This window comes from Nocardia sp. NPDC019323 (assembly GCF_044389845.1).
Taxonomy (GTDB): Bacteria; Actinomycetota; Actinomycetes; order Mycobacteriales; family Mycobacteriaceae; genus Nocardia; species Nocardia implantans.
The window spans coordinates 572,811-589,051 of the sequence record NZ_JBIRYN010000003.1 but is presented as its reverse complement, the minus strand read 5'-3'; the positions used below and the strand labels follow the sequence as shown (position 1 = coordinate 589,051).

The window sequence follows — 16,241 nt, the reverse complement described above, 5'->3', positions numbered from 1 at the left end:
CGTGCGATGCATGGTCGCGCAGGAAAGCTAGCCGGAGACGGTCAGCTCAGCCAACGCGGGGAGGTCTTGCGGGGTCTTCAGGGCCAGCGTGGGCGTGCCCTTCAGTTCCCTTTTGGCGATGCCGACGAGGGTGCCCGCCGGCGGAAGCTCCGCCACCGCCGCGACGCCGGCCCGCCGGACGGTCTCGGTGCACAGATCCCAGCGAACAGGCCGGGTGACCTGCGCGGCGAGCTTGTCGATCGCGTCCTGTCCGGACGCGACCGGCTTGCCGTCGAAGTTCGAGAGCAAGGTCCTTGTCGGCTCGTTCGGCGTGATCTTCGTTATGGCTTCGGTCACAGCATCCTGCGCCGGAGCCATGAACGCCGTGTGGAACGCGCCAGCGACGGGCAGCGCCCGAACCCTGGCCTTCTCCGGAGGGTTCGCGGCGAGCTCGGCCAGAGCGTCCAACCGGCCCGCCGCCACGATCTGACCCACCGCGTTGCGGTTGGCCGGAACGAGGTCGAGTTCGGTGAGCCGTTCGAGCACGGCGGCCTCGTCGCCGCCGAGCACCGCGGACATACCGGTCGGCTCCAGTGCGCACGCCTTGGCCATCTCCGCTCCGCGGATCGCGGCCAGCCGGACCGCGTCGTCGGCGGAGATGACTCCGGCGACCGCGGCGGCGGCGAGTTCACCGACCGAGTGCCCGGCAACGATGGTAGCGGCGGGAAGCTCCTCGGGCGAGATCTCCGCGAACGCCAGCAGCGCGGCGGCGACCACCAACGGCTGGGTCACGGCGGTGTCGGTGATCTCCTCGGCCGTCGCGGTGGTGCCGAGACGGACCAGGTCCAGGCCCGAAGCCTTGGACCACAGCGTGAGGCGCTCGTTCGCGCCGGGAAGGTCGAGCCAAGGCGCGAGCATGCCGGGTGTCTGAGAGCCCTGTCCAGGGGCGAACAACGCGATCACGCCTCTAAGAAAACACTGTGAGGCGGGCCGCACGAGATGTCGACGCGGATGAAGGTTCGGAAGCGCTTTTGTGGGGGTTCCACAAAAGACCACGTGGGCTGTCCGAATCGACCGATTCCCTCGGCGCGTTACAAGCCGTCGGGACCCAACGCGATCGAAGTGACCTCTGGGGCAGGAGATGACGATTCGTTACGGGTTCGTGTCAAACGACCCACTGTTGCGGCGATCCTGAGCACATAAGCGTCTCGTGGGTTCATCGGATCACGGCCGGTGATCTCGGCGATTCGCTTGAGGCGGTACCGCACCGTATTTGGATGGACGTACAGCTGACGCGCACACGTCTCGACCGCACCACCGCAATCCAGATAGGCATCGAGGGTGTCCGCCAGCGACGACCCCGCCGCGGCCAACGGTAGGACAAGGTACTCGTTCAGCGCGTCGATCGCAGCTCGATCACCCAACAAAGCGCGTTCCGGCAGCAATTCCGCCGCATGCACCGGTCGCGGCGCCCCGCGCCAGCCCACCACGGCCTCCATCCCGGCCAGCGCTTCCACCGCGCTGGCGTGGGCCGCGCCCAGCGTGCGGGTGGTCGGCCCGATCACCACCGGGCCGTCGGAGAACACCTCGGCGAGCAGGTCGGCCAGGAACGGGGAGATATGCGCGGTCTCGCCCAGATGCCCGGAGACCACCATCACCAGCCTAGTGCCCTGCACCACCGCGAGCGCGGCCCGCCCGTGCCGCGCCGCGATGGAATGCACCGCCCCCACCGACGAGACGCCCTGCTCGCCGGGCGGCGTGCCCACCAGCACCGTCGCCGGTGCGGTGGCGTCCCAGTTCAGCGTGGCGGCCCGGGAGAGCATGTCCGGGCCGGTGTCGCCGCGCACCACGGCGTCGACGACGAGCGCCTCCAACCGGGTGTCCCACGCGCCGCGCGACTCGGCGGCGCTGGCGTACACCGAGGCGGCGGCGAAGCCGAGCTCACGCCCGTACCGCAGCACCGCCTCGGTCAGCGCGACCAGCTGCCGGTCGTTGCGCGCCAGCGCGGGCAGCCACTGCTCGAAGAACTCCATGGCGACGCGGACCATGTCCACGGTCTGGCGCAGCGTCAGCCGCCGCGCCAGATCCTGCGGGATCACCTGGAAGGCGTCCAGGCTGAACCGGATGTCGCTGTCGGGGTCCTGGAGCCATTCCAGGAAGTTCACCACCGCGGTCTGCACCAGCATCTGCACGCCGGCGCGCTGCGCGGCGTCCAGATCGGCGAAGAACGGCAACCGATCCTGCATCGACCCCACCGCCTCGGTGGAGAGGCGGCCGGAGAACTGCTTCACGCGTTTGAGCAGCGTGTCCGGAAGAGGGTCGCGGGTCTGCCGGTTCGGGGAGAGCGCGCCCGTCGGCAGATACACCTCGTGCTCGGAAGAGCCCTCGGAGATCCGTCGCGGCCGCGGCGGTTTACGGTCCACCATCCAATATTCCGCTATGCGAGGTCTTCGTCCGAACTCACCGCCGCCTTCGGCGCGGCGTCCACGTCGGCGATGCCGTACTTCGCCGCCGCCTCCGCGGCCTTCGCCGGGTCGAGCTTGCCGGTGCGGCCGAGCCCGGCCAGCGCGGCCACCACGATGGACTGCGCGTCGACGTTGAACACCCGCCGCGCGGCCGGGCGGGTGTCGGAGAAGCCGAAACCGTCCGTGCCGAGCGTGGTGAAGTCACCGGGCACCCACTTGCGGACCTGGTCGGGCACCGCCCGCATCCAGTCGGTCGCGGCCACGTACGGACCTTCGACCCGCGACAGGGCCTCGGTGACGTACGGAACCCCCGGCTCGGCGCCCGGGTCGCGCAGCGCGGCGATCTCCTTGTCCAGCGCCTCCTTGCGGAGCTCGCCCCACGAGGTCACCGACCACACGTCCGCCTGCACGCCCCACTCCTGCGCGAGCAGCGCCTGCGCGCGCAGGCCGTCCGGCACGGTGACGCCGGAGACCAGGATCTGGGCGCGCACGTCGCCCTCGCCTCCGCGCTGGTACAGGTAGATGCCCTTGAGCAGACCGGCGACGTCGAGGTCTTCCGGCTCGGCGGGCTGCGGGTAGGGCTCGTTGTAGAGGGTGATGTAGTAGAAGATGTCCTCGCCGCCGAACTCGCCGGGATCGCCGTGCGGGTGGGTGCCCGGCAGCGGTGCCGAGCCCTGCGGCGGGGTGCCGCCGCCGTACATGCGGCGCAGGCCGTCGCGCACGATGTGGGCGATCTCGAACGCGAACGCCGGGTCGTAGGTCACCACGGCCGGGTTGGTCGAGGCCAGCAGCAGCGAGTGCCCGTCGTTGTGCTGCAGGCCCTCACCGGTCAGCGTGGTGCGTCCTGCGGTCGCGCCGAGCACGAAGCCGCGGGCGAGCTGATCGGCGGCCGCCCACAGTCCGTCGCCGGTGCGCTGGAAGCCGAACATCGAGTAGAAGATGTACAGCGGGATCATCGGCTCGCCGTGCGTGGCGTAGGAGGTGCCCGCCGCGGTGAACGACGCCGTCGACCCGGCCTCGTTGATGCCCTCGTGCAGGATCTGCCCGACGGCGCTCTCTTTGTAGGCAAGCATCAATTCCGCGTCGACGGAGGTGTACAACTGCCCATTGCGGTTGTAGATCTTCAACGAAGGGAACCACGAGTCCATACCGAAGGTGCGGGCCTCGTCGGGGATGATCGGGACGATCCGCTTGCCGATCTCCTTGTCTCGCAGCAGCTCCTTCATCAGCCGCACCAGCGCCATCGTGGTGGCGACGTTCTGCTTGCCCGACCCCTTGCGCACCGAGCGGTAGGCCTCGTCGCCGGGCAGCTTCAGCGGCTTGGCCGCGGCGCGCCGCTCGGGCAGGAACCCGCCGAGCGCCTTGCGCCGGTCGAGCATGTACTGGATCTCGCGGGCCTCCATACCGGGGTGGTAGTACGGCGGCAGGTAGGGATCCTTCTCCAGCTCGGCGTCGCTGATCGGGATGCGCTGCAGGTCGCGGAAGTCCTTGAGGTCCTGCAGGGTCAGCTTCTTCATCTGGTGCGTGGCGTTGCGGCCCTCGAAGTGCTTGCCCAGGGTGTAGCCCTTGATGGTCTTGGCCAGGATCACCGTCGGCTGGCCCTTGTGCGCCATCGCGGCCGCGTAGGCGGCGTACACCTTGCGGTAGTCGTGGCCGCCGCGCTTGAGGTTCCAGATCTCCTGGTCGGACAGATCCTGCACCAGCGCCTTGGTGCGCGGGTCGCGGCCGAAGAAGTGGTCGCGGACGTACGCGCCGTCGTTGGCCTTGTAGGTCTGGTAGTCACCGTCGGGGGTGCTGTTCATCAGGTTCACCAGCGCGCCGTCGCGGTCGGCGCCCAGCAGCGCGTCCCACTCCCGGCCCCAGATCACCTTGATGACGTTCCAGCCCGCGCCGCGGAAGAACGACTCCAGCTCCTGGATGATCTTGCCGTTGCCGCGTACAGGGCCGTCCAGGCGCTGCAGGTTGCAGTTCACCACGAAGGTCAGGTTGTCCAGACCCTCCATGGCCGCGACGTGCGCGAGACCGCGCGACTCCGGCTCGTCCATCTCGCCGTCGCCGAGGAACGCCCAGACGTGCTGATCGGAGGTGTCCTTGATGCCGCGATCGTGCAGGTAGTGATTGAACCGCGCCTGGTAGATGGCGTTCATCGGGCCGAGACCCATGGACACCGTGGGGAACTCCCAGAAGTTGTTCAGCAACCGCGGATGCGGGTAGGACGGCAGGCCGTGGCCGGGGCCGCCGTTGCTGTACTCCTGGCGGAAACCGTCGAGCTGATCGGTCGACAGCCTGCCCTCCAGGAACGCGCGGGCGTAGATGCCCGGCGAGGCGTGGCCCTGGATGAAGATCGAGTCGCCGCCGCCGGGGTGGTCCTTGCCGCGGAAGAAGTGGTTGAAGCCGACCTCGTAGAGCGCCGCCGAGGACGCGTAGGTCGAGATGTGGCCGCCGACGCCGATGCCGGGGCGCTGGGCGCGATGCACCATGATCGCGGCGTTCCAGCGGATCCAGGCGCGGAAGCGGCGCTCCACCTCCTCGTCGCCGGGGAACCACGGCTCGTTCTCGGTGGGAATGGTGTTGACGTAGTCGGTGGAGGTCAGCGACGGGATGGCGACCCGACGTTCACCGGCCCGCTCCAGAAGACGGAGCATGAGGTAACGCGCACGGCCGGGGCCCTCCCGGTCGAGCATCTCGTCGAACGACTCTAGCCATTCGCTGGTTTCCTCCGGGTCGATGTCCGGTAGGTAGGACGCCACCCCTTCGCGGATCACCCGCACCCGTCCGGCCGGCTGCGGCGCGTGCGACCCATTCGGATCACGGCTCGCTGCGGGCGCGGGAGCGGAGCTGGTACCGGCGGATTTCGCCGGTGCGGAAGAGTGGATCAGGTCGGTCAAATCTGCTCCTCGTACAGGGGTGGACATGCTGATGGCGTCGGTATCCCCGGGCGGGTTCGCTGGTTGGCGGACCGCCCGTAAACGAAAGGTTCGGGCGCACCATCCATCCTTGCCGATGGCGCGTCCCAAATCATCATGTCAGCCGGAAATCCAGTACCGTTCGACAGGCAAGGTGAGCATGTCGAGCGTGGCAGCCCTGAGGAGCGGGAGGACGATGAAGCTGCTGAACCCACGCGGGTTCGGAATGGTGTGCGCCACCGGCGCGGTCGCCGTCGGAGTGGTCGTCGCGGGGTGCGCCAACCGGGTGGAAGGCGTGGCGGGTCCGAACACGAGCGATCTGGCGGCATACAAGACCGAGGCGGCGTCATCGTCGGCGGCGGCGACCTCTTCCCGGCGCGCGGCGGCCCAGGCCAAGGCCATCTCCGACAATTGCGGCCAGTTCCCCACCATCACCGGCGCCGGCGTCGGCAGATACAACGAGTTCGTCGACGCGCACGATTCGAACGCGCCGGACTACGTCGCCAAACGCGACTCGGCGGTGCAGACCCTCGAGGACGCCGCCAACAAGGTGGAAAGCGGCGTGAGTTCCGCGAAGGACGCGCTACCCCCGGATCTGGCGGCCCTGTTCACCGAATATGTCAACGCCGCCCGCGCGCTGGCCGCCGAGACCCGCAAGATGACCTACACCGCCCCGGTCGCGGCGCTCAACGACGCCAGCAAGCGGGTCAACGACGCGCGCAACGCCGTGCGCGACTCGTGCCCGAAGCGCTGAGAAGGCCCTTGACACACCATCGCAACGCGACATTCGGTACCTATTTCGCCCGATCGGCTTGCGCTGAAGCCCATAACCATGTTCGCTTGCAACTATCTACTGTCGGGAGTTGAGGAGGACACCACCGTGGTCGCCGCGGCGGACGCGCAGAACTACGCTCAGAAGCTTGGCATTTCACACGGCTTGGTTGTCCAGGAATTGGGCTGGGACGAGGACGTCGACGACGATCTGAGGGCCGATGTCGAGGACGCGATCGGCGGTGAACTCGTCGACGAGGACTCCGACGAGGTGATCGATGTCGTGCTGCTGTGGTGGCGCGACGGGGACGGGGATCTGGTCGACGCTCTGATGGACGCCATCGCCCCGCTCGCCGACGACGGTTTCGTCTGGGTGCTCACGCCCAAGACCGGGCAACCCGGCCATGTCGAGCCGAGTGAAATCGCCGAATCCGCACCGACCGCCGGTCTCACGCAGACCTCGGCGATCAGCCTCGGCTCGTGGACCGGCAGCCGACTCGTGCAGCCCAAGGCACCCTCGAAGCAGCGCTGAGCCACCGCGCTATGGTTTCCACCAGGGCGGCGCCGCACGCCCGCCCGGTGGAGACCCGACACGATGGAGGATTCGCTATGCCGCTCGAGGTTGGCACTGTCGCGCCGGATTTCACGCTGAAGGACCAGAACAACCAGGAAGTCAGCCTGTCGGACTACCGGGGGAAGAAGAACGTCCTGATCGTGTTCTACCCGCTCGCCTTCACCGGCATCTGCCAGGGCGAGCTGTGCAAGGTGCGCGACGAACTGCCCAAGTTCCAGAACGACAACGCGGAGATCCTCGCGATCTCGGTTGGCCCGCCGCCCACCCACAAGATCTGGGCCGCCGAACAGGGCTACACCTTCCCGCTGCTGTCGGACTTCTGGCCGCACGGGGCGGTCGCCCAGGCCTACGGCGTCTTCAACGAGAAATCGGGCTACCCCAACCGCGGCACCTTCGTCGTCGACCGCGAGGGCTACATCCGCTTCGCCGAGATGAACGGCCCCGGCGAACCCCGTGACCAGGCAGCTTGGGAGAAAGCGCTCGCCGCGCTAGATTCATAAGCCGCCGGTAACGGCACGGGCGTATAGCTCAGCGGTAGAGCTCTGGTTTTACACACCAGCGGTCGGGGGTTCGATCCCCTCTGCGCCCACCACAGGAAAGGCTCGTCTTTCGCCCTGGTCCTGGGCGGCCGGATCGGTATCGTCGCGATATGCCCGCGTTGATCGCTCCGACGACACGTCTGCATGCGGCCTGGCTCGAGGCGCATCGGGAGTGGGGTCCCGGTCCGCATGAGGATGGTTTCGGGTTGCGGCCGTACGACGAGGTGCGTTCGCCCGCCGGTTTCGCGGCCTGGGTGGACCGGTTGGCCGGCGAATCGAGTGAGGCATGGGCCGGGACCGGCCGGGTGCGGTGCACCTATCGGTGGATCATCGAGGGCGAGCGGGTGGTCGGCGGGATCGCGCTGCGGCACGGGTTCGACGACTTCGTGCGGTGGGCCGGTCATATCGGCTACGGCATCCGGCCCTCCGCGCGCAGGCGCGGACTGGCCTGTTGGGCGCTCGGCCGGATGCTCGACGAGGCCGGGAAGCTGGGCATGGACCGGGTGCTGATCGTCTGCGCGGCCGACAACGTCGCCTCGGCGAAGACCATCGAACGCCAGGGCGGCGTGCTCGAGCGGATCGTGGACACCCAGCTCGGTCCGGCACGGCGGTATTGGGTCGACACCGTCGTCCATGTCCGACGGTCGCCCCGCTGCGCCGAACAGGCGACTGCGCGACCATGAAGCACACGGACCCCACACTTCGCATCGCGGAACTTGCCTTACTCGCGTGTTACTGCGCCCACTACCGGCCGCGTATCGAGTCGCACCGGCCCCTCTATGCGGCGGACGTAAAATGCTCGGTACGGAAACCACTCCTCCAGGAGGTCGGTGATGACCGACAGTCCACGATCAATTGCCGCCATCGACAAAACACTCCCGCCGGGTGCGGAGGATGAGCGATTTTCCGGCTACGGAGTGATGGGAATGCCTTTCGTCAGCGGTCACTACTTGGCCCTGCGGCATTTTCCCGCCAGTTCGGTCGGCGCGGGATACGACGCGGTGTGGCATCGAGATCCCGAGGAAAAATGGGTGATCTACAGCAGTGTTTCCCCGGCGACCAGCTGCGCCCGCTACTTCGGGTCAGCACTCGAGGACGCGCGAGTAGAGGACATCTCGGTGGATTGGACGGGGCCCGCCGCGTTCACCGTGCGGGTGGGCGACCGGATCGAGTGGGATCTGGAGCTGGGACGGTCGGTGGCTACCGCCGCGATGACCGGCCTCGGTCGCATGATGCCCGCCGCTTTATGGCGGCGTCCCGCCGTCTTGGCGCTCATGTCGCGGGTGGCGGGTCCGGCGCTCGGTCTCGGGCGGGTGCGTCTCAGCGGCACTTCCCCGAATGGTCAATGGTTCCTGGCCAATCCCCGAATGCTGTGGACCGTGGAGGACAGCACGGCCCGGATCGACGGAACAGATATCGGCCCGCCGGGACCTCTGGCCGAGCAGGCCAGATTGGGCGACTTCTGGCTACCGCAACGCGGAATGTTCGCCGTGGGCGAGTCGTATTTCGAGCAGTATGATCCCGCACGCCATCGCCCTGCCCGCCCGGTTTCCTGAATCGCCGCGCTCGACGCTCTCACCGGGCTTTGCCGGAACGTCGTCATCGTATGCAGGGTCATGGCCTCCCCTCGCAGTGCCCGAGCGCTGGAGTCGAAAGATTCCGGCCCGAGGGTTGATATCCTCTCGAGCCTCCCCCGAGCAAAGTAGGTGGTGTCCACGTGCGGGGAAACCCTGAGGACGAGATACCCATTCAGCTCGCGGTATCCAAGGGAGGATGAAATGAAGTACGTGGTTTCGTGGACTTACCGATGGACCGGCTCCGCACCGGAGAACGAGGCGAGTATCCGGCGCGCCTTGGATGTGTTCGCGAATTGGAAACCGCTCACCACCACGACCTACCACCAGCTCGTCGGCAGACTCGACGGCAGCGGTGGGTTCGCGGTGGTGGAGACCGACAATGCGGCGGACTTGGCGGACGCTCCCAATAAGTTCGCCTTTTTCGCGGACTACCAGATCTACCCCGTCGTCGATATTGCCGAAGCCGCGCAGGGAGTCCAGGAAGGCGCGGAGTTCAGGGCGTCGATCGCCTGAATTCGATCGGACTCATACTGACGTCGTGCACGCCGACGAAGTGCGGTCGGCGCTGCTCAATCCGAGCGACGTCCGGTGATAAGGAGGTATTCCCACTCCATCCGCCCGCTGCCCGCGTCGTGCCGGGCGGCGAGATCGACGAGTGCCCGATCCAGTTGCGCGACGCGGTCGGGCTCCGCACCGATGGCCTTGTACACCGCGACCGTCGGGCCGTAGTAGGACTTGAAGAAATCACGGAACTCGGCCGCGTCGGCGAAGCGGTCGATGACGGCCTTTTCACGTCGCAGCTCCAGTCCGGCGACACGATCGCCCAACAGCGACCGCACGTGCGCCTCGTCGCCCCACAGCGGCGGTGGCTGTGCGCCGGGCGGGGGCGGCGGAGCGAACGGCTTCATGGTGGCGAACATCTGCCCGATGAATCCGTCGGGCGTCCAGTTGATCAACCCGATGGTGCCGCCGGGCTTGGTCACGCGCACCAGTTCGTCCGCCGCCGCCTGATGGAACGGCGCGAACATGATGCCGACGCACGAGACCACGGCGTCGAACTCCGCATCGGCGTAAGGCAACGCCTCGGCGTCGGCCTCCTGCCACCGCAGCTCGACTCCCCGCGCGGCGGCGATACGCCGCCCGGCCTCGAACAGCTCCGGCGTGAGGTCGCTGGCCACGACGTCCGCACCGGCCTCGGCCGCGGGGATGGCGGCATTCCCGGATCCGGCCGCGATGTCCAGCACCCGCTGCCCCGGACCGATCCCGCAGACCTCGACCAGACGCCGGCCCAGTCCGGGGATGACTTCGGTGGCGATGGACGAATAGTCGCCCAGCGCCCACATCGCGCGATGCCGCCGCTTCAGGTCCGCTGATCCAGGCTCGGTCATCTGACGCTCCCTTGGTGGTCGGGTCGGTGGATGCCGCCGAAAGCCATCGAATTCGTTCCGGCCTGCCCCGTCCGCGCCGAGAGCCGTCCCTCCGCCTCGCGGCTGCGCGCAAGCCGGCCGCCCAGATGTCTACCCGGCAAAGCTCGCGGCAAACGGTACCCGGGCGCGCTGCCCCGGAGTTCTCACCAGCTTCGCGAGTGGCACACCATCGTGGGGGCTTCTCGCGTTTCGCCGCAGCCATGTGCCACTCGCGCGGATGCGGGGCGGGAGCCGGGGCGGGGTGCTGTCGTCAGTGGTGGCGCGGGGTTAGTGTCGTGATATGCCGAGCGAGTCCGCGCCGCCCCTCCCGTCTTTTCACGAAAGCGCGATTCCGGATACATCACAGGCTGATGCCGACGACCCGATGGCCGTGCTGGTCGGCATCCTCGATCTCCAAGCGGCGCTGCCGGGTATCCGGAGAATGCGGGCATGGGGGCACGAAGTGCTGGACGTCCAGCCGGGCGAACGCGCACTGGATATCGGGGCCGGGACGGGCACCGAGGTGATCGAATTGGCGGGCCGGGTCGGGCCCGGCGGGGAGGCGGTCGGGGTCGACCCGAACCCCGCGATGCTCGCCATCGCCCGTGGGCGCGCCGAGACGGCGGACTCCCCCGCCCGTTTCGTCGAGGGCACCGCGTATCACCTGCCGTTCCCGGACGGCTACTTCGACGCGGTGCGCTGTGAACGGGTCTACCAGCACCTCGACGACCCGGCGGCCGCCACCGCCGAGATCACCCGCGTGCTGCGACCGGGCGGTCGCGTACTGCTCATCGACACCGACTGGCACACCGTGATCGCCCATCCCGGCGACCCCGAGGTGGTCACCCGTCTGACGAAGGCGATGCTCGAGACCACCCCCAACCCCGCGTCGGGCCGCCACCTTCGCGGCCTGCTCACCGCCGCCGGTTTCACCATCGACGACATGGGATCGGAGGCGGTGATCTGGAACCCGGAAACCGCCCGTCCCTTGTTCACTCAGATGATCGCGTCCGCGAGCACCAGCGGCGCGATCACCGAGCAGGAAGGACGAGACCTGCTGGCCACCATGGAGGCAGGCATCGCCGAAGGCGACTACCACCTGTCGGTCACCATGTTCGCCGTGCTCGGTCACCGAGCCCGTTGACGCGACTGCCGCGAAACGACGACGCGACAAAGCGGGACGAGTCCGCTCACGACGATCGCCGGAGCGGCGCCAACGGTCATCGTCGCGTTACGCCTAGCCGTGTCGGCGCCGAGCACGACCACAACTACATCGGTGTCGAGGACCAGCTGTCCGCATTGCTCGGTGCGCCGATGTCCCCCCTCCGAACGCGCTTGACCCGAAACCGATGCAGCGACAACGAGCTACCGGACCCGGCCGAATGGATGATCCCCGGCGCTGTCGGTTCGCACGGCTCGCAACTTCAGCCCCTCAGAACAGATGGCACTGGTCGGCGGGGAGGACGCGCGCCACGCACAGGCCGACTATGCCGAAGAACAACACGCTCGCGATCGCGCCTCGAACCGCGTCGACGATGCCTGGGGGAATCTCCACTGCTGCCGCTACCGGTTCGGCGCTGATCTCGGCGGTGGCCGTCGCTGGGACGGCTGTCGCGGCCGTCAGGGCAATCGTCGCTGCGGCGATGATCCGCATACCGGCATGTTTCATGGTCGACTCCTCGCTCTCGGCCCCGACCGCGTGACCACCCTACGTCCGTCGTCGGATCCCGGGCAGCCGCCAATTCCGGTGGCTCCCGGAGCCGCGAGCCCTACCCCACGTCCCGGCGCAGCCAGGTGACCTCCGCGCCGGATTCCGTTCCGTACCGGTAGATTTCGAGGTCCTCGTCCCAGGCCGTGCCGAGGGCGCGGTCGATTTCGGCGGCCAGGTCGTAGGCGGAGTACTTGCCGAGTTCGCGGGTGGCCTGGAGCATCGCGCGCAGGCGCATCTCGCCGATCATGACGTCGCCGTTGGCGCTCGTGGAGCCGTGCCACAGACCGAGGCCGGGGACGAAGCTGTAGCGCTCGCCGTCCACGCCGTCGCTGGGGTCCTCGGTGACCTCGAAGCGCAGAACCGGCCAGGAGCGCAAAGATTGGGCGATCTTCGACGCGGTGCCGACGGGGCCGATCCACTCACTGGTGGCGCGCAGTTGGCCGTCGGCCGGTTGGGCGGTCCAGCGCAGTTTCGCGGGGGCGCCGAGGGCCGAGGTGAGCGCCCACTCGACATGCGGGCACAGCGCGGCAGGCGACGAGTGGATGTAGACCACACCCGCCGTCGCGTCCGCGAACTGACTCGATGCGCGCACCACCAACACCTCCAGCTTCGACGAGGAACGTCTTCCCCAACGATTCGTCGAACTGGCGTTGCCTGAGTGTACTGGAGTGCCCGAAGTTACACGTGTTACTTCGTGACCGTGTTGCGCGTGGCGGTCGCCTCCGCGATGACGGCATCGCTCAGCGGTGGCCAGGCCGCGCGCGCCCAGTCGCCGAAATTCTCGTCGCTCAACGCGAGACACGCCAACCCCGTGCTCGGGTCAACCCATAAAAATGTCCCGGATTGGCCGAAATGTCCATAGGTTTGTGGCGAATTCGTGCCACCGGTCCAGTGCGGCGTCTTGCCGTCGCGGATCTCGAAGCCCAGTCCCCAGTCGTTCGGGCGCTGCGAACCGTAACCGGGCAGCACGCCGTTCATGCCGGGGAACTGCACCGAGGTGGCCTCGGCGTGCGTCTGCGCCGAGATCAGCTGGGGACGGAGCAATTCGGCGGCGAAACGGGCCAGATCCGCCGCGGAAGACCGCGCGGCGTGCCCGGCCGGACCGGTCAGCACCGAAGCGGTCATGCCCAGCGGCCGGAACACCGCGTCGCGCAGGTACTCGTCGAACGCGATCCCGGTCTGGGCGGTGACGAAGTCGGCGAGCACCTCGAAACCCGAACTGGAGTAGATCCGCCGGGTTCCTGGCGGGGCCTGGACGTCGGTGGTATCGAACGCGAGTCCGGACGTGTGCGCCAGCAGATGACGCACCGTGGCTCCGGGCGGGCCCGCGGGCTGGTCGAGTTCGACCGCGCCCTCCTCCACCGCGACCAGCACCGCGTAGGCCACCAGCGGCTTGGTCACCGACGCGAGCGGGAACACCCGCTGCACATCACCTTCGCTCGCGACACCGCCGTCGGCGGTGACCACCGCGGCCGCCGCGTGCCGGACCGGCCATTCCCGGATCTGCTCGAGTGAACGCACCCTGCGAGCCTACGAGAACCGGATAGCTACCATCCATTCACCATGAGTGAAACGCCCACTGTTCACGGAGACGTCGCGCCCGGCTTCGAACCGGTCGCCGACGCCTTCCGCCGCAATTTCGAGCGCCACGGCGAAATCGGCGCTGCTGTCGCGGTCTACGCGGGCGAGCGCCCCGTGGTGGATCTGTGGGCCGGGTTCCGCGATCGCGAGCGCACGCTCCCGTGGGAGCGGGACACGATCGTGCCGGTGTTCTCCTCGACCAAAGGCATGGCGGCGTTCACCGTCGCCGCCGCGGTGGCCGAAGGCCTGCTCGACTACGAGCAGCCGGTGGCGAAGTACTGGCCGGAGTTCGCCGCCAACGGCAAGGAAACGGTCACCGTGCGTCAGCTGATCGACCATCAGGCCGGGTTGTCCGGCCTCAGCCAGACCGTGCGTCTGCCCCAGATCGCCGACCTCGATGGCCTCGCGACCATTCTGGCGGCGCAGAAACCGGCTTGGCGGCCCGGCACCAGGCACGGGTATCACGCCATCACTCTCGGCCTGTACCAGGGCGAACTGCTGCGCCGGGTCGACCACGGCCGCCGCACGCTGGGGCGGATCTTCGCCGAGGACATCGCCGCACCGCTGGGCGCCGATTTCTTCATCGGCCTGCCCGCGGAGCAGAGCATGGACCGCATCGCCACGATGTCGGCCACCCGGGGGCTGGACGTGCTGCGCTACGAACGCGATATCCCGCTGCGCATCGGCGCGGAGATCTACGCCGAACGCGGTCTGTCCTACGCGGCGCTGACCAACCCGCGCTGCGGAGCGCCGGCGCGGGCGACCCGGCGCGAGTTCCTGGAAGTGGAACTGCCCGGCTCCAATGGCGTCGGCAACGCCCGCGCGCTGGCGAAGGTCTACGGCGCGGCTGCCGGTCGCACCGGCGCGCTGCCGATCGATGACGCACTGCTGGACCGGCTCGCCGCGGCCGATACCGCCGACGATGTGCCTGCCGAGGACCTGGTGCTGCACACCAAGAGCCGCTACCACCTCGGCTTCCGCAAGTCGCGCGGGAGCTTTCGCTTCGGCTCGGACAAACGCGCCTACGGCACCACGGGACTCGGCGGCTCGTTCGGGTTCGCCGATCCCGCGACGGGGCTCGGCTTCGGGTACACGATGAACCGGCTCGGTCTGGCGGTCCTCGACGACGTCCGCAGCCGCAACCTCCGCGAAGCGCTGCTGCGCTGCCGGATCTGAGCCCGCCGCGCCGAGCCTTCCACGACGCCCGCACCGGTGCTGCCTACACTCGCGAGACCCATGCCTGCGAAGGCAGATCGGTTACCGACCGCGCTGCACGAAGCCACCTAGGCGATGAGCTACGGCATTCTCACCTTCCGGCGCACGGCCGCGATATCGTGCACTTCGCGGGGTGGAAGCAGCATGTGAGCCTCCACCCGGTCCCGGACGGCGATCCCGCGTTGGCCCGCGAGCTCGGGCCGTACCGGGCGGGCAAGGGAACGCTGCGGTTCCGGCTCGGCGAACCGGTGCCGTACGAGCTGATCGCACGCGTCGTCATCGCGCTCGCCGAGCGGCGGTGAGGCGCTCTACCAGTCGGCTTCGGTGTACTTGATGATCCCGCGGATGTTCTTGCCGTCGAGCATGTCCTGGTAGCCCTGGTTGATCTCCTCCAGGGAGTAGCTGCGGGTGACCATGTCGTCCAGGTTCAGCTGGCCGGACTTGTACAGCGACAGCAGGCGCGGCGCGTCCTGGCGGGCGTTGCCGCCACCGAAGATGCAACCCTTCACCGTCTTCTGCAGCATCGACAGCAGGAAGCTGTTCAGCTTGACGTCGTTCTCGTCCATCCGGCCCATCGAGGTGACCACCAGGGTGCCCGCCTTCGAGGTGAGGATCAGGCCCTCTTCGATGTACTCGCCGTGCATCTCACCCATGGTCAGGATGACCTTCTCGGCCATCCGGCCCTCGGTGGCCTCCATCAGCGGCATGATCGCGGCGGCCATGCTCTCGTAGGTGTGCGTGGCGCCGAACTTCTGCGCCTGCTCGCGCTTCCACGGATTCGGATCGATCGCCACCACCTTCGACGCGCCGGACAGCACCGCGCCCTGCAAGGCGCTCATGCCGACGCCGCCGATGCCCGCGATGACCACGGTCTCGCCGGGAGCGACCTGGGCGACGTGGGTGGAGGAGCCGAAACCGGTGGGAACGCCGCAGCCGACCAGGCAGGCCACCTCGAAGGGGATGCTCGGATCGATCTTCACCACGGAGGTGTGGTGCACCGTCATGTACGGCGCGAAGGTGCCCAGCAGGCACATCGGGATGACGTTCTCGCCACGGGCCTGGATGCGGTAGGTGCCATCGCTGATCGCCTGTCCCATCAGCAGACCGGCGCCCAGATCGCACAGCGCCATATGTCCTGCCACGCAAGCCGGACAGCGGCCGCAGGCGGGGATGAACGACAGGATCACGTGGTCACCGACCTGCAAATCGGCCGGGCAGTTCGGGCCGAGCTTGGTGATCACGCCCGCGCCTTCGTGCCCGCCCATGACGGGGAAGGACGGCATCGGGGTCGCTCCGGTCACGATGTGGTGGTCGGAGTGGCACATACCGGCGGTTTCCATCCGGATCTGCACCTCACCGGCGACCGGGTCACCGACCTCGATCTCCTCCACCGACCACGGCTGGTCGATCCCCCACAGGATCGCGCCCTTCGTCTTCATTCCTGTCGACCCTCTCGCATGCACGTGCTTATATGTGACTGCACCCACAGTACGAGAAAAATGTAACGCGTTCTAGTG

Annotated in this window: 17 protein-coding genes and 1 tRNA gene; 10 read left to right on the top strand and 8 right to left on the bottom strand. The window is 68.1% G+C overall.

Going from position 1 to position 16,241, the window contains the following annotated elements; all coding sequences use genetic code 11:
- Positions 1-27: 27 nt before the first annotated feature.
- From ACH49X_RS15690 to aceE, 3 genes are all read right to left on the bottom strand, one after another.
- Positions 28-942, bottom strand: coding sequence for an ACP S-malonyltransferase (locus tag ACH49X_RS15690; RefSeq protein WP_357108904.1), 915 nt, complete (start codon positions 940-942; stop codon positions 28-30).
- A gap of 128 nt (positions 943-1,070) precedes the next feature.
- Positions 1,071-2,405: a helix-turn-helix domain-containing protein gene (locus ACH49X_RS15685; RefSeq protein WP_323123891.1), complete on the bottom strand. Its 1,335-nt coding sequence runs from the start codon at positions 2,403-2,405 to the stop codon at positions 1,071-1,073.
- Positions 2,406-2,416: 11 nt separating this feature from the next.
- Complete coding sequence (aceE, locus tag ACH49X_RS15680) at positions 2,417-5,332, bottom strand: pyruvate dehydrogenase (acetyl-transferring), homodimeric type (RefSeq protein ID WP_397070030.1); 2,916 nt, start codon at positions 5,330-5,332, stop codon at positions 2,417-2,419.
- Positions 5,333-5,546: 214 nt separating this feature from the next.
- Between aceE and ACH49X_RS15675 the strand changes: the two genes are divergently transcribed.
- The 7 genes from ACH49X_RS15675 to ACH49X_RS15645 all read left to right on the top strand — a co-directional run bounded on the left by ACH49X_RS15675 (position 5,547) and on the right by ACH49X_RS15645 (position 9,324).
- Positions 5,547-6,104: a hypothetical protein gene (locus ACH49X_RS15675; RefSeq protein ID WP_195077720.1), complete on the top strand. Its 558-nt coding sequence runs from the start codon at positions 5,547-5,549 to the stop codon at positions 6,102-6,104.
- Between the two features lie 126 nt (positions 6,105-6,230).
- Entirely contained in the window at positions 6,231-6,653 is a 423-nt protein-coding gene (locus ACH49X_RS15670; protein WP_039796889.1) for a DUF3052 domain-containing protein, read from the top strand.
- 77 nt (positions 6,654-6,730) lie between these two features.
- Positions 6,731-7,195 carry a peroxiredoxin gene (locus tag ACH49X_RS15665; protein ID WP_067800944.1) on the top strand — a complete coding sequence of 155 codons (465 nt, stop codon included), beginning with the start codon at positions 6,731-6,733 and terminating at the stop codon, positions 7,193-7,195.
- Between the two features lie 17 nt (positions 7,196-7,212).
- Positions 7,213-7,287: transfer RNA gene (locus tag ACH49X_RS15660), tRNA-Val, on the top strand.
- A gap of 57 nt (positions 7,288-7,344) precedes the next feature.
- On the top strand, positions 7,345-7,917 hold the full coding sequence (locus tag ACH49X_RS15655) for a GNAT family N-acetyltransferase (RefSeq protein ID WP_357205287.1): 573 nt from the start codon (positions 7,345-7,347) through the stop codon (positions 7,915-7,917).
- 243 nt (positions 7,918-8,160) lie between these two features.
- A complete protein-coding gene (locus ACH49X_RS15650) occupies positions 8,161-8,790 on the top strand; it encodes a hypothetical protein (protein WP_357205285.1) in 630 nt (209 codons plus the stop codon).
- 222 nt (positions 8,791-9,012) lie between these two features.
- On the top strand, positions 9,013-9,324 hold the full coding sequence (locus tag ACH49X_RS15645; RefSeq protein ID WP_195077717.1) for a DUF3303 domain-containing protein: 312 nt from the start codon (positions 9,013-9,015) through the stop codon (positions 9,322-9,324).
- Between the two features lie 56 nt (positions 9,325-9,380).
- Here ACH49X_RS15645 and ACH49X_RS15640 read toward each other — a convergent pair whose 3' ends face one another.
- Entirely contained in the window at positions 9,381-10,199 is an 819-nt protein-coding gene (locus ACH49X_RS15640) for a class I SAM-dependent methyltransferase (protein WP_195077716.1), read from the bottom strand.
- A 319-nt stretch (positions 10,200-10,518) separates the two neighbouring features.
- On the opposite strand from ACH49X_RS15640, the gene ACH49X_RS15635 reads away from it, so the two are divergent.
- Entirely contained in the window at positions 10,519-11,361 is an 843-nt protein-coding gene (locus ACH49X_RS15635; RefSeq protein WP_323123893.1) for a methyltransferase domain-containing protein, read from the top strand.
- Between the two features lie 288 nt (positions 11,362-11,649).
- Here the strand turns inward: ACH49X_RS15635 and ACH49X_RS15630 are convergent, their stop codons facing one another.
- From ACH49X_RS15630 to ACH49X_RS15620, 3 genes are all read right to left on the bottom strand, one after another.
- Positions 11,650-11,871 (bottom strand): hypothetical protein, encoded by a 222-nt coding sequence (locus ACH49X_RS15630; protein WP_195077715.1) that lies wholly within the window; start codon positions 11,869-11,871, stop codon positions 11,650-11,652.
- Positions 11,872-11,986: 115 nt separating this feature from the next.
- Positions 11,987-12,520 (bottom strand): DUF3145 domain-containing protein, encoded by a 534-nt coding sequence (locus tag ACH49X_RS15625; protein ID WP_039796858.1) that lies wholly within the window; start codon positions 12,518-12,520, stop codon positions 11,987-11,989.
- Between the two features lie 95 nt (positions 12,521-12,615).
- Positions 12,616-13,449 carry a serine hydrolase gene (locus ACH49X_RS15620; protein WP_195077714.1) on the bottom strand — a complete coding sequence of 278 codons (834 nt, stop codon included), beginning with the start codon at positions 13,447-13,449 and terminating at the stop codon, positions 12,616-12,618.
- A 42-nt stretch (positions 13,450-13,491) separates the two neighbouring features.
- On the opposite strand from ACH49X_RS15620, the gene ACH49X_RS15615 reads away from it, so the two are divergent.
- Together ACH49X_RS15615 and ACH49X_RS15610 are read left to right on the top strand one after the other, a co-directional pair.
- Positions 13,492-14,685: a serine hydrolase domain-containing protein gene (locus ACH49X_RS15615; RefSeq protein ID WP_195077713.1), complete on the top strand. Its 1,194-nt coding sequence runs from the start codon at positions 13,492-13,494 to the stop codon at positions 14,683-14,685.
- 185 nt (positions 14,686-14,870) lie between these two features.
- Positions 14,871-15,026 carry a hypothetical protein gene (locus tag ACH49X_RS15610; protein WP_195077712.1) on the top strand — a complete coding sequence of 52 codons (156 nt, stop codon included), beginning with the start codon at positions 14,871-14,873 and terminating at the stop codon, positions 15,024-15,026.
- Positions 15,027-15,032: 6 nt separating this feature from the next.
- On the opposite strand, the gene ACH49X_RS15605 is transcribed toward ACH49X_RS15610, so the two are convergent.
- On the bottom strand, positions 15,033-16,163 hold the full coding sequence (locus ACH49X_RS15605) for an NDMA-dependent alcohol dehydrogenase (RefSeq protein ID WP_067800980.1): 1,131 nt from the start codon (positions 16,161-16,163) through the stop codon (positions 15,033-15,035).
- Between the last annotated feature and the right edge of the window lie 78 nt (positions 16,164-16,241).

Excerpts from the sequence above, each read along its gene's own strand:
- ACH49X_RS15685 (WP_323123891.1), bottom strand. The coding sequence starts at position 2,405 with ATGGTGGACCGTAAACCGCCGCGGCCGCGACGGATCTCCGAGGGCTCT.
- ACH49X_RS15675 (WP_195077720.1), top strand. The coding sequence starts at position 5,547 with ATGAAGCTGCTGAACCCACGCGGGTTCGGAATGGTGTGCGCCACCGGC.
- ACH49X_RS15665 (WP_067800944.1), top strand. The coding sequence starts at position 6,731 with ATGCCGCTCGAGGTTGGCACTGTCGCGCCGGATTTCACGCTGAAGGAC.
- ACH49X_RS15655 (WP_357205287.1), top strand. The coding sequence starts at position 7,345 with ATGCCCGCGTTGATCGCTCCGACGACACGTCTGCATGCGGCCTGGCTC.
- ACH49X_RS15650 (WP_357205285.1), top strand. The coding sequence starts at position 8,161 with ATGCCTTTCGTCAGCGGTCACTACTTGGCCCTGCGGCATTTTCCCGCC.
- ACH49X_RS15645 (WP_195077717.1), top strand. The coding sequence starts at position 9,013 with ATGAAGTACGTGGTTTCGTGGACTTACCGATGGACCGGCTCCGCACCG.
- ACH49X_RS15640 (WP_195077716.1), bottom strand. The coding sequence starts at position 10,199 with ATGACCGAGCCTGGATCAGCGGACCTGAAGCGGCGGCATCGCGCGATG.
- ACH49X_RS15635 (WP_323123893.1), top strand. The coding sequence starts at position 10,519 with ATGCCGAGCGAGTCCGCGCCGCCCCTCCCGTCTTTTCACGAAAGCGCG.
- ACH49X_RS15630 (WP_195077715.1), bottom strand. The coding sequence starts at position 11,871 with ATGCGGATCATCGCCGCAGCGACGATTGCCCTGACGGCCGCGACAGCC.
- ACH49X_RS15615 (WP_195077713.1), top strand. The coding sequence starts at position 13,492 with ATGAGTGAAACGCCCACTGTTCACGGAGACGTCGCGCCCGGCTTCGAA.
- ACH49X_RS15605 (WP_067800980.1), bottom strand. The coding sequence starts at position 16,163 with ATGAAGACGAAGGGCGCGATCCTGTGGGGGATCGACCAGCCGTGGTCG.